Below are 11877 nucleotides of genomic sequence, written 5' to 3'. Positions count from 1 at the left end.
CGCGCGCTCAGCCGTGGAACTCGCGCACCTCGATCGGGAGCAGCGCCACCGCCCTGGCCATCTTGCGGCCCCACTCCAGCGCGGACTCCATGCCGGGCGCCCGGATGATGGTGAAACCGCCGATGTGCTCCTTGCCCTCGGTGTACGGGCCGTCGGTGCCGAGGAGGTCGCCGTCGCGCATGCGCACCACGGCCGCCTCCCCGGCGGGGCGCAGCGCACCCGAGAAGACCCAGACCCCGGCCGCCTTCATCTCGTCCTCCAGCGCGAACAGGTCGCGCATGATCGGGTCGAGGATCTCGGGACCGGGCGGGTCGCCGTCGGGCTGGAACATGGTCAGTACGTACTGCTTCATGTGCCGTAATTCCTTTCCGTGGGCTGTCACCCGGTACACGAACGGCGTGGGCCCGGATCGACACTCCGGCCGGAATCGAACTCGATGGCCTCCAGGAGGCCCGCCTGCGCGCGGTCCATGATGTGCGCGGTCGCCGCCGGGGCCGGGTCGCCGCCCTTGACCCGCGTGAGCAGGCCGTTCCACCTGTGCTGATGGCGGGCGAACGTCCGGGGCGGGACGACCCGGCCCCTGGCCCGCTGCCCCGCCAGCGCCTCGTCGGCCGGCGCGTCCAGCAGGAGCAGGTGGAAGTCCGCGCCGTACCGGCGGGCCAGCCAGGCGAAGGCCCGCAGCGTGTACCTCCCGCAGCCCCGGTTGTGCGCGATCACCGACTTCCCCTGGGCCAGCGCCCGCCGGATGCGGGTCATATGGGTGACGAAGACCACCGTCCGCCGCACCGGGTACGGTGCCCAGCCGAGCCTGCCGCCCCAGTGCCGCCTGGACTGGGAGGAGTCGATGACCACGGAGGTGCCGCCGGTCGGGACGGGCAGACTCTCGGCGCCGTGCATCCCGTACAGGCGGCGCAGCAGGGTGCTCTTGCCCGCTCCGGGTGGGCCGGTCAGGATGACCAGCGACCCCGACGGGTATGTCAGCCTCGCACCCCGCACGAACCCACTCCCCACTGTGTCCCGCTCCTGCCGCGCCGTCATGGATGCCGCCAAAGGTGCCGTCATAGGTGTTGCCATACGTGCCGCGATACGTGCCGCCATAGGTCGCACGCTATCCACCTTCTCCGAACTCGGGCCAGGACGCGCACCTCGGGGGCTCATGTCTCCAGCCGGGCGGTCAGCTCGGCCACCGTCTTGCGCAGCTCGGCCAGCTCGGTCGCCACGTTGGCCAGCTCCTCCTCGGTACGCCGTTCCATGGCGACCGAGCGCTCGAACCGTTCGACGAACCACGAGGCGATGGCCGCCGTCACCACGCCCAGCAGGGCGATGCCCGCCAGCATCAGCCCCGCCGCGACCAGCCGGCCCTCGGAGGTGATCGGGAAGCGGTCGCCGTAGCCGACCGTGGTCATCGTGGTCAGTGACCACCACAGGGCGTCGCCGATCGTCGTGATGTTGCCGTCGGGGTTGTGCCGTTCGACGTCGAGGACGGCGATGCTGCCGATGACGGCCAGGAAGATTGCGGTGCCGCTGACGTACACGACGGCCCGCAGGCGCAGCGGGAGGCGTACGCGCTCGGCGATGACGTGCAGGAGCAGCAGCGCCCGCAACAACCACAGCGGGCGCAGGAGGGGGAGGACGACGACCGCGAGGGAGGGGAGGTTCCTGAGCACGAACCGCAGGCGGCGGGGCGCCAGGACGAGGCGCACCAGGTAGTCGGCGGTGAACAGCACCCAGGTGAGCACCTGGAGATACCAGAACGCCTGACGGACGGGGGCGGGCAGACCGGGCACGAGCACGGGGATCGCCCAGCCGAGCAGGAAGGCTATGCCGACGAGGAGCAGCGCGACGCTGGTACGCCGCTCCCAGGAGGTCAGTCGATCCATGTCGGCCAGTCTGGGCCACGGCGTCCGTTTCCATCTGTGACCTCCATCACATTTACGGCCTCTTCTCGCCGAATCGACCGCCTGCGCCGGGCGGTTCGGGTCGTCCGGTATCGGCGAGCCGGTCTCATCGGGGGAGACGGGGTGGTGTCTGTGAGGGAATCGGCGGATTGGTCGCGGGGGATCGGAAACCCCGTTAAGGTACTGCCAACGCCTTGATCGGCCTCACTCCTGGAGCGCTCCGGAAGTGGGGCCGATTTTCGTTGCTTCTTACCCCTGGGTCACGTCCGCGCTATGTGGCGTACGTAACGTCGTGGTGCTCTGGGTGGGGAAGTTTCGGGGACGTTCGGGGCGTTATGGAGTGATACCGAGCGGCCATCAGGACCCCCAAGCCTAGGTAGATCGGGAGTCCAGTAAAATTGGCCTGCTCTTTATGATATTTCCGGACTTCTCGCCTTGTGTGGCGATATAGGAGGGTGTGGCATGACGACGGCTGCCTTGCAGACCGTGCTGACCGTTCCCAAGCGCTTCCGTGGTCCCGTGGGCGTCGCCAACGGCGGCTGGATCGCGGGTGCCATGGCAGAGGCGCTGAACGGCGGCGGGCGATCAGCCGTCGAGGTCACCCTCCACGCCCCCACACCGCTGGAGACCGAGCTGCGCCTGGAGCACGTGGCCAACTCCGCGTCCCTCTCCGACGGTGACAAGCTGCTGGTCGAGGCCATCCCGGTGGCCGAGGACCTGGAGGGGCCGGGGTTCGTGCCGTTCAACGACGCGGCCCGCGCCGAGGCCGGGTTCGTGGGGCTGCAGATGCACCCGTACGCCGAGTGCTTCGCCTGCGGCCTGCGTGAGCCCGGCGACGGCCTGCGCATCTTCCCCGGCCCGGTGGAGGGCTCCGACCTGGTGGCGGCCGGCTGGCGGGTGCCGTTCACGGTGAGCGGCGAGGACGGTGTGCCCGCCTCGATCGTGGGCGCGGTGCTCGACTGCATCACCGGCTGGGCCCATTTCGGCCCCGGCGAGAGCGCGCTGCTCGGCCGGTTGGCCGTACAGATCCACCGCCCGGTCTCGCCCGGCGGCAGTTACTCGGTGGTGGCCCGCCCGACCGGTCGCGAGGGCCGCAAGATGTTCGGCCAGAGCGCCATCTACGAAGTGGACGGGACGCTGGTCGCCGCCGCCCGCGCCACCTGGATCGCTCCACGCTGAAGCCCTGGTCACGACGCCGGTTCGCGAGGTCTGGCGAGTGGTGTCCGTCGGTTCGCCGAGTCTTTCGCGCAGGCCCCCGAGTCGTCTCGGGGGCCTGCGCGTTTCGTGCCTCTCCCGTACCCGGCCGAACCGGCTCGCACGGGCGCGGGTGTGTCAGGTCGGCGACGTGAGGCGGCTGACGACCGTGGCCACGCACGGCTCGTCGAAGAGGATCGTGTAGTGGTTGCAGTCCGGCACGACCTCGTCGCGCAGGCCCGGCAGCCGGGCGGCCCAGGGGCGGGCCAGGTCGTCGGGCAGCAGCCCGGTGTCCTGGTTGAGCAGGCCGCGCGGAGCCCTGAGCAGGAACAACGGCGCGGTGATCGCCCGTAGCGCGGCCTCGATGCGCTCCGGCTCCAGGCGCAGCCACCGCCCGTCCTCCAGCACCGCCTCGCCCACGGCGCGGGAGCGCAGCGCGCCCTCGGGGCCGGTCAGGTCGTAGCGCACGTACGCCTCCGCGTCGGCGTTCCAGCGACCGGCGAAGGCGGGGTGCGCCTTGAAGAAGTCCACGTACGCCTCGGCCGTGGGGAACGTCTGCTTCAGCCGTGCCAGCGCCGGGCCCAGCGTGGCCGCCGTCTCGGCGTCCGGGTCCACGCCCTCGGGCAGCGGCGGCAGGGGGAGCCCGCCGTCCACCAGGACGACGCGGGCGAACTCGCGCTGCGCCCCGGCCAGGGCCGCCACGTACGCGCCCATCGAGTGGCCGGTCAGCACCGCCTCGGGGCCCGCGCCGACGTACTCGGCCACGCGCAGCACGTCCTCGGCGTGCCGGTCCAGCCCGTAGGGGCCGGGCATGGACGCGCTGTGCCCGCGTCCGCGCAGATCCATGGCGACCAGCGACCAGCCCTCGGGCAGTCGCCGGCCCACGGCGCTCCAGGCCATGAGCGACGCCGTGATGCCGTGCACCGCGACGATCACCCGCGCCCCGGTCCCGAACCTGGCGATCCGCTGACCGCCCACCTCATCGAACTCAACACTCATGACCGGAGCTTAAGGACAAAGCCCTCCCCGGCGCTGCCACCCCCCTCCCGAACGGCACGCCGCCTCCCGGGAATGCCAGGCTGCCCCTCCGGAACGGCACGCCGCGAGACGAGCGTGCGGTCGGAAGGTCGCAGCATCCGGTGCGGGCTGATAAGTCGGAAAAATCTGGATAATTGTGGACATGCGGATCACCGTCATCGAACACGAGGCCGACGCCGGGCTCGGCTATCTCGCCGGTTGGCTGGGCGTGCCCTGCGACGTCGTGCGGCCGTACCTGGGGGAGGAGGTCCCTGTGCGGGCGGCGGACGGGCTGATCGTGCTCGGCGGCTCGGCTGCGGCCTGGGAGGACGAGCGCAGCCCCTGGCAGCCCGCCACGCGCGACCTCCTGCGCCGGGCCGTCGACGAAGGCACCCCGACGCTGGCCATCTGCCTGGGCGCGCAACTGCTCACCATGGCCTGCGGCGGCACGGTGGAGCGGGGCGCGAACGGGCTGGAGGTCGGCGCCTGCGAGGTGGTCCCGCTGCCCGCCGCCGCCTCCGACCGGCTGCTGTCGGGCGTCGGCGGGGCCGCCGTGGCCGTCCAGTACCACCAGGACGTCATGACGCGGCTGCCCGACGGCGCGGTGCCGCTGATGACCGGTTCCCCGTACCCGAACCAGGCGTACCGCCTGGGCGAGGCGGCGTGGGCGCTGCAGTTCCACCCCGAGGCCACGCCGGAGATCTTCGCCTCGTGGACGGACGGGTCGGACCTGGACGCGGCCGGGCGACTCGACGCCGACGTCAAGGCGGCCGAGGAGTCGCTCGTGGCGACCTGGCGGCCGATGGCCGAGTCCTTCGGGGACCTGGTCAGAAGCAGCGCAGGGGCCGAGGCGAACCCGACGGACCCGGACGCGACGGTCCTGGGCGCGGTCAGGGCACCCGGCGCCTGAGCCCACGCCGCCCGGCCAGGACGTGGGCCAGCGCGTGCACCCCCACCAGCACCACCGGCAACGCCACCAGACTCCCTGACCAGGACCGCGCCGGCACCCCCGCCCTCCGCAGCCGCCGCCACGCCCACACCGAGTACGGGATCACCACGACGGGCGCGGTCACGACGCCGGGCGTGTACCCGCGAGCCAGGGCCGCCTGCGCCAGATGCACCACCCCGTGCGCCCCGAACCCGGCCAGCGCCGCCTGGAACACCGCGCTCCGCCCGCCCGTACGCGCCCCCAGGGCCGCCGCTCCCGCCATCACCGCGCCCATGAGCCCGATGGCCACGTTCACGTGCCGCTGAGACATCTCCAGCCGCTCCCACGGCACCCGGGGGAAGCGCTCCTCCAGCCGGGGCCGCGCCGTACGGGTCCAGCGCGCCATGGTCGCCAGCTCCTCGGCGTCGTGCACCGCCCAGGCCGCCAGCAGCCCCCATGCCACCCCCGCCGGGACCCGCCCGTCCGCCGCGCCCTCGTCGCCCCGCGTGCCCGCCATTCGTGATCCCTCCAGGAAACCCAGAAACACAACGCAACGTTGCGTTCTCATGCTACGGCGAATGGCGAGAGAGCTGTCAAGATGGAGAGGTGCCCAGGATCGAATCCACCGCGGCGAGGCTCGCCAAGCTCGGCTTCGCCGACGGCGCCAAGGCCGCCCAGCTCGTCCAGGAGTCGGACGCCGCCCTGGACGGCATCCTGGAGTCCCTGGTCGACGTGGCCGACCCCGATCTGGCGCTGGCCTCGCTGACCCGCCTCGTCGCGCGCGAGCCCACCGTCGCCGACGCCCTGCGCCGCGACGAGCTGCTCAGGTCCCGCCTGCTGGCCCTGCTGGGCGTCAGCGCCGCGCTCGGCGAGCACCTCGTCCGCCACCACGGCGAGGCCGCGCTGCTGGCCGAGACGGGCCTCGGCGACGCCAGGGACGAGTTGCTGCGCGCCGTCGGCGCCGACCCGGGAGAGAGCGAGCCACGCGGCGCGAGCGGCCGCGGGGCGCTGGCGGCGCTGCGCGTGGCCTACCGCGGCAGGCTGGCCCACCTGGCCGCCCGCGACCTCACCGGCCAGGCCACCCTCCAGGAGGTCACCGCCGAGCTGTCCGGCCTCGCCGGCGCCGCGCTGGAGGCCGCCCTGGCCATCGCGCGGACCGAGGTCGAGGCCGACGAGGTACGCCTCGCGGTCGTCGGCATGGGCAAGTGCGGCGCCAGGGAGCTCAACTACATCAGCGACGTCGACGTCATCTTCGTCGCCGAGCCGAAAGAGGGCGCCGACGAGACCAAGGCGCTGCGCGCCGCCACCCGGCTGGCCCAGGCCATGATGCGGGCCTGCACCGTCACCACCCCCGAGGGCTCGCTGTGGGAGGTGGACGCCGGGCTGCGCCCCGAGGGCCGCTCGGGCCCCCTGGTACGCACGCTGGCCAGCCACCTGGCCTACTACCGGCGCTGGGCCAAGACGTGGGAGTTCCAGGCGCTGCTCAAGGCCCGGCCCGTGGCGGGTGACCTGGAGCTGGGCGCCGACTACGTCGGGGCCGTCAACGACCTGGTGTGGTCGGCCGCCACCCGCGAGCACTTCGTCGAGGACGTGCAGGCCATGCGCCGCCGCGTCGAGGAGCACGTGGCCGCCGAGGGGGAGCGCCAGCTCAAGCTGGGGCCGGGCGGGCTGCGCGACATCGAGTTCGCGGTGCAGTTGCTGCAGCTCGTGCACGGCAGGCTCGACCCGCTGCTGCGCCGCAGGGCCACGCTCCCGGCGCTGGCCGCGCTCTCCCGGGGCGGCTACGTGGGGCGCGACGACTCGCGGGCGCTGGGTGAGGCGTACGCGTTCCTGCGCCAGGTCGAGCACCTGCTCCAGCTCCACCGGCTGCGGCGCACCCACCTCCTGCCCACCGACGAGGCCGACCTGCGCAGGCTGGGCCGGGCCCTGGGCATGCACACCGATCCGGTGGGGGAGTTCACGGCCCGGTGGCGGCGGCACGCGATGGAGGCGCGGCGGCTGCACGAGAAGCTGTTCTACCGGCCGTTGCTGCAGGCCGTGGCGCGGCTGCCGGAGACGGAGGCGCGGCTGTCGGCCTCGGCCGCCGCCGCCCGGCTCGGGGCGCTCGGCTACGTCGACCCGGCCGGCGCGCTGCGCCACATCGCCAACCTCACGACCGGGGTGTCGCGGCGGGCGTCGATCCAGCGCACACTGCTGCCGGTCATGCTCGGCTGGTTCGCCGACACGCCCGACCCCGACGCGGCGCTGCTCGGGTTCCGGCAGGTCAGCGACAAGCTGGGCAGCACGCCGTGGTATCTGCGGCTGCTGCGCGACGAGACTGCCGTGGCCGCCAGGATGGCCCGCGTGCTCGGCACCAGCCGCTACGCCACCGGCCTGCTCATGCACGCCCCCGACGCGGTGGCGATGCTGGGCTCTGACGACGAGCTGGCCGTACGCGCCCCCGAGTCGCTGCTCGGCGAGGCGTCCGCCGCCGTGTCCAGGCACGCGGACGACCCCGAGACCGCCGTCGGCGCGGCGCGGGCGCTGCGGCGCAAGGAGCTGTTCCGCACGGCCGTGGCCGACATCTCCGGCCTCATCGACATCGAGACCGTCGGCACCGCCCTGTCCCAGCTCACCGACGTGACCTTGCAGGCCGCGCTCGACGCCGCCCTCGGCAGGGCGTCGGGCCTGACCTCGTTCGCGATCATCGCGATGGGCCGGCTCGGCGGCATGGAGTGCTCCTACGCCAGCGACGCCGACGTCATGTTCGTGCACTCGCCCCTGCCAGGGGCCGACGAGCGCGAGGCCACCGACGCCGCCTTCGCCGTGGCCAACGAGCTGCGCAAGCTGCTGTCGCTGCCCGCCCCCGACCCGCCCTTGATCATCGACCCCGACCTGCGTCCCGAGGGCAGGCACGGCCCGCTCGTGCGTACGCTGGCCTCCTACCGGGCCTACTACGCGCGCTGGTCGTCGCCGTGGGAGTCGCAGGCGCTGCTGCGGGCCAGGTTCTCGGCCGGTGACGCCGGGCTGGGGGCGGAGTTCACGTCCATGGTCGACGAGTTGCGCTACCCGAGGGGCGGGCTGCCCGACGACGCGGTCAGGGAGATCAGGCGGCTCAAGGCCCGCATGGAGGCCGAACGGCTGCCGCGCGGCGCGGAGCCCGGCCTGCACACCAAGCTGGGCCCCGGCGGGCTGTCCGACGTGGAGTGGGTGGCGCAGCTCCTCCAGCTCCGCCACGCCGGCACGCTGCCGTCCCTGCGCACCACCCGTACGCTGGAGGCCCTGCGCGCGGCCGTGGCGGAGGGGCTGCTCACCGCCGGCGACGAGGCCGTGCTGGCCGAGGCGTGGCAGTTCGCCTCCCGCATCAGAGACGCGATCATGCTGGTCAAGGGGCGGCCCGGCGACAGCGTGCCGCGCGACTCGGGCGAGCGCAGGCTGATCGCGCGGACGCTCGGCTACCCGCCCGACGGGTCCGAGGACTTCCTCGACGACTACCGCCGGGTGACCCGCCGCGCCCGCAAGGTGGTGGACCGGGTGTTCTACGGGGCCGACGACCGCACGTGAGCCGGCCCGTGATGACGGGCGCGTGAACACGGGGCGATGGACCCGTGCTCGACAGCCTGTGTCGTTGCGCCGCACACGCTGTGGGTGTATGAATACGCGGTGTTGTCCTTATACGTGGATCTGGCGCTCGGCCTGGTGGTGGCGTTCCTGCTGCTGTCGCTGCTGGTGAGCGGGCTCAACGAGGCTTTCGTTCGGGTGCTGGCCATCCGCAGCAAGTTCCTGTGGGCCTACCTCAGGGACACTCTCGACGGCGCCGACGAGAAGGGGTCCTGGCTGCCCGCCAAGATCATCGACGTGTTCAAGTCGCTGCCGTTCGTCCGCGACCCCCGTCCCGCGCACAGCGACCTGCCCTCGCCCGCCAAGCCCGGCAAGCTGCCCGAGACGAAGACCGGCGACTCCATGATGAACCTGCTCTACGAGCGGGTCAGGGAGATCGACCACGGCAAGCGCGGACGTACGAGCATCGCGACCCTCCCGCCCGCGCGCTTCTCCGTGGCCGTGATGGAGATGGCGGCGGCCCAGGGCGACGGCGGCATCGAGCACTTCCTGCGCAGGCTCCAGCAGATCGACAGCCCGCTCCACGGCCCCCTCAAGGGCGTCTGGGAGAGCGCGCAGGGCGACCTCGACCGGTTCAGGCAGGGAGTGGAGACCTGGTTCGACGGGGAGATGCAGCGGCTGTCGCTGTTGTACAAGCGCTACGTCAAGTGGGTCGTCGCGGTGCTCGGCGTGGTGGTGACGCTGCTGTTCAGCATGGACGGACTGGAGTACGCCAAGACGCTGCTGCGCGACAACGCCTTCCGCGCCTCGGTGACGGCCGTGGCGGGGTCGGGGGCGGACGCGTACGAGGAGCTGAAGACGCGCTGCACGGGCGGCGACCCGATGCCCTGCGTCACCGAGACGCTGAGCCGGCCGGCCCTGGTCAAGATGATGGACGGGGCGCTCGTCAGCATCACGATCCCGGCGCAGGGCGACCCGAGCGTGCACTGGAACGGCGGCGCGTGGTGGGACCGGATCAGCACCCCGAGCCACTGGCCCGGCTTCCTGCTGACGTACGTGGCGCTGCTGTTCGGGGCCCCGTTCTGGTGGGACGTGTTCCGCCGCGTCACGGGGATCAAGCCCAGGCGCTGAGCGGGGTGCGGCGGCGTCGCGGCGTTATCGTGCCCTGGTGGAGACAGAACGTTTGATCATGCGCCGGTGGCTCGACTCCGACAGGGCCCCCTTCGCCGCGCTCAACGCCGACCCCGAGGCGATGCGCTACTTCCCCAGCCTGCTGACCCGCGAGCAGAGCGACGCCTTGGTGGACCGGATCGAGCGGGAGTTCGAGGTGCACGGCTACGGGCTGTGGGCGCTGGAGGAGCGGGCCGGCGGGCGCTTCATCGGGTTCACGGGGCTGGCGGTGCAGACGTTCGACGCGCCCTTCCTGCCGGCGGTGGAGATCGGGTGGCGGCTGTCACGCGGGGCGTGGGGGCACGGCTACGCGACCGAGGCCGCCCGGCGGGCCGTTACGTACGCGTTCGAGGAGGTCGGGCTCGACGCGCTCATCTCGATGACCGCCGTGGGCAACACGCGGTCGCGGGCCGTGATGGAGCGCCTGGGGATGACGCGTGACCCGGCGGAGGACTTCAACCATCCGCGCGTGCCCCGCGACAGCCCGCTGCTGCGTCACGTGCTCTACCGCCTCAGGCGCCCGTAGCCGAGCCTGCCCGGGTGGGGGCGTCGGGGTCAGGCGCTCATCGCGTACAGGACGTCGCGCAGGGGGCACCAGGGCGCCCGAGGCCAGGTCGGCGTCCACCGCGAAGTCCGGCAGCAGTCCGGCGCGGTGACCAGGCGCAGCGCGACCTCGCTCACGTCGAGGAAGTCGAGGCCGGGCGGCGGGTGGCGGCCGGCATCTCCAGCGCGCCGACCGAGATCCGCCGCCGCTGCCCGGTGACGGCCCTGCGGACCTCGTCCGCGTGGTCGAGCAGCCCGTGCGCGCGCTCCAGCAACGCCTGCCCCGGCGCGGTCAGGCGCATCCCCTGCAGGGTACGTTCGAACAACGCGACCCCGAGCCCGCCCTCCAGCCGCCGCACCTGCTCCGACACCGACGCCGGGGCGAGCCCGAGTTGGTTGGCGGCCCCCACGACGGTCCCGGCCCGCGCGACCGCGGCGAACACCCGCACATGACGCAACTCCACGCCCGCCAGCATACGGCTTTCCCGAACGCCCCCCGCGCCGCGGCGGTTGACCGGGCGCAGGACGTTTACACAGGCTGGAGCCCATGAAGAAGCTCATCGGGGAACTGGAGGCCGACGCGCTCGCGGCGCTCGGCGCGGGAGGCAGCGCCTTCATCGCGGTCTCGATGGGCTTCGCCGCCTTTCTCGCGGCCACCGGGGTGGTGAGAGAGCCCGGCCACGTCCGGCCACCGTCGGAGCAGGAGACCCGGTAGCGACGAGCGCCCCGCCCGGTCCGTCCGGGCGGGGAGACGCGAACGGCCCAGGACCGATCGCGCAAGTGCGGATCCCGGGCCGTTCCTGACGACTCCAGACGCATCGTGACCCCGCGTGAGAGGTGTCCCGGTCCGCGCAGGCATATGGCTACACCGCAGGTCAGCGGGCTCTCACTCTCACGACATATCACTAAGGGTCATTGAATGACTACGTTGAGTTGTCCTTGCTCGTGCTCGGCAACCGCCCTCAACGGAAGGAAACGTGCATGGTCCGTACCTCGTCACGCCGCATGCGTGGCACGGCAATCGCCGGAGCGATCCTCGGCTCGGCGCTGATGACGATGTCCACCGCGACACCGGCGAATGCCTAGACGGTCCAAGTCCAAGCCCACTACATCGACACCGATCCCTACGGCGTCACCAAGTACGACGTCCGCTTCAATGGGACCGTTCGGTCCAACGGCCCATTCGGCTACATCATCGACGGCGTACTGGACGCCTACTGTCATCACGGCGCCCTCACCGGCCAGTCCGTCAGGCTGGACTACGGCGCCACGCAGGGCGGCTGGCAGGACGTGAGGTACTGGTGCACGGACACACCGGTCCACATCCACGTCACCGGGCAAAGGAACCATGGCGACTCCGTTGACCTGAAGGTCGGCGCGACGAGCGGCGTCTTCAACACCTATAACTTCGGCCACACATACCGCATCAGTATCGGAACCGACTACTGATCTACGGCGCACAAGTCGTACATGAAGAGGAAGGCGCGTCCGGTGCAGAGAGGCCGACGTGCGAGCACGGGTGGCTGCCGGTACGCGCACCAGGGAGCTGCCTGAGCCCTCTCACCTGCAGAAACGGCCCGGCATCGG

13 protein-coding genes are annotated in these 11877 nt (G+C 72.2%); 6 read left to right on the top strand and 7 right to left on the bottom strand.

Annotation, left to right across the window (positions count from 1 at the left end; all coding sequences use genetic code 11):
- Positions 1–7: 7 nt before the first annotated feature.
- The 3 genes from ABD844_RS37725 to ABD844_RS37715 form a co-directional block, all read right to left on the bottom strand.
- Positions 8–352, bottom strand: coding sequence for a YciI family protein (locus ABD844_RS37725; protein ID WP_344889079.1), 345 nt, complete (start codon positions 350–352; stop codon positions 8–10).
- 26 nt (positions 353–378) lie between these two features.
- On the bottom strand, positions 379–996 hold the full coding sequence (locus tag ABD844_RS37720) for an AAA family ATPase (RefSeq protein WP_344889076.1): 618 nt from the start codon (positions 994–996) through the stop codon (positions 379–381).
- Between the two features lie 158 nt (positions 997–1154).
- Positions 1155–1880 (bottom strand): potassium channel family protein, encoded by a 726-nt coding sequence (locus tag ABD844_RS37715; RefSeq protein ID WP_344889073.1) that lies wholly within the window; start codon positions 1878–1880, stop codon positions 1155–1157.
- A gap of 480 nt (positions 1881–2360) precedes the next feature.
- On the opposite strand from ABD844_RS37715, the gene ABD844_RS37710 reads away from it, so the two are divergent.
- Positions 2361–3077, top strand: coding sequence for a PaaI family thioesterase (locus tag ABD844_RS37710; protein ID WP_344889070.1), 717 nt, complete (start codon positions 2361–2363; stop codon positions 3075–3077).
- Positions 3078–3230: 153 nt separating this feature from the next.
- On the opposite strand, the gene ABD844_RS37705 is transcribed toward ABD844_RS37710, so the two are convergent.
- Positions 3231–4091 (bottom strand): alpha/beta fold hydrolase, encoded by an 861-nt coding sequence (locus ABD844_RS37705; protein WP_344889067.1) that lies wholly within the window; start codon positions 4089–4091, stop codon positions 3231–3233.
- Between the two features lie 181 nt (positions 4092–4272).
- Between ABD844_RS37705 and ABD844_RS37700 the strand changes: the two genes are divergently transcribed.
- A complete protein-coding gene (locus ABD844_RS37700) occupies positions 4273–5019 on the top strand; it encodes a type 1 glutamine amidotransferase (RefSeq protein ID WP_344889064.1) in 747 nt (248 codons plus the stop codon).
- Here ABD844_RS37700 and ABD844_RS37695 read toward each other — a convergent pair.
- Positions 5000–5554, bottom strand: coding sequence for an HXXEE domain-containing protein (locus ABD844_RS37695; RefSeq protein WP_344889062.1), 555 nt, complete (start codon positions 5552–5554; stop codon positions 5000–5002). The genes ABD844_RS37700 and ABD844_RS37695 overlap by 20 nt on opposite strands.
- Positions 5555–5643: 89 nt before the next feature.
- On the opposite strand from ABD844_RS37695, the gene ABD844_RS37690 reads away from it, so the two are divergent.
- From ABD844_RS37690 to ABD844_RS37680, 3 genes are all read left to right on the top strand, one after another.
- Positions 5644–8580, top strand: coding sequence for a bifunctional [glutamine synthetase] adenylyltransferase/[glutamine synthetase]-adenylyl-L-tyrosine phosphorylase (locus ABD844_RS37690; RefSeq protein WP_344889059.1), 2937 nt, complete (start codon positions 5644–5646; stop codon positions 8578–8580).
- A 99-nt stretch (positions 8581–8679) separates the two neighbouring features.
- Positions 8680–9708: a hypothetical protein gene (locus tag ABD844_RS37685; RefSeq protein WP_344889056.1), complete on the top strand. Its 1029-nt coding sequence runs from the start codon at positions 8680–8682 to the stop codon at positions 9706–9708.
- 37 nt (positions 9709–9745) lie between these two features.
- A complete protein-coding gene (locus ABD844_RS37680) occupies positions 9746–10273 on the top strand; it encodes a GNAT family N-acetyltransferase (protein WP_344889053.1) in 528 nt (175 codons plus the stop codon).
- Between the two features lie 29 nt (positions 10274–10302).
- Here the strand turns inward: ABD844_RS37680 and ABD844_RS37675 are convergent, their stop codons facing one another.
- Together ABD844_RS37675 and ABD844_RS37670 are read right to left on the bottom strand one after the other, a co-directional pair.
- Positions 10303–10428: a hypothetical protein gene (locus ABD844_RS37675; RefSeq protein ID WP_344889050.1), complete on the bottom strand. Its 126-nt coding sequence runs from the start codon at positions 10426–10428 to the stop codon at positions 10303–10305.
- Positions 10425–10754, bottom strand: a complete 330-nt coding sequence (locus ABD844_RS37670) for a LysR family transcriptional regulator (protein ID WP_344889047.1) — start codon at positions 10752–10754, stop codon at positions 10425–10427. Before ABD844_RS37670 ends, ABD844_RS37675 begins: the two co-directional genes overlap by 4 nt.
- Positions 10755–10837: 83 nt before the next feature.
- Here ABD844_RS37670 and ABD844_RS37665 point away from each other — a divergent pair, with 83 nt between their 5' ends.
- Positions 10838–11005 (top strand): hypothetical protein, encoded by a 168-nt coding sequence (locus ABD844_RS37665; protein WP_344889044.1) that lies wholly within the window; start codon positions 10838–10840, stop codon positions 11003–11005.
- The last annotated feature ends 872 nt before the right edge of the window (positions 11006–11877 follow it).

It is taken from the genome of Nonomuraea antimicrobica (assembly GCF_039536965.1).
Classification (GTDB): Bacteria; Actinomycetota; Actinomycetes; order Streptosporangiales; family Streptosporangiaceae; genus Nonomuraea; species Nonomuraea antimicrobica.
The sequence above is the reverse complement of the archived record's forward strand: the minus strand, read 5'-3'. Positions and strand labels throughout refer to the sequence as shown.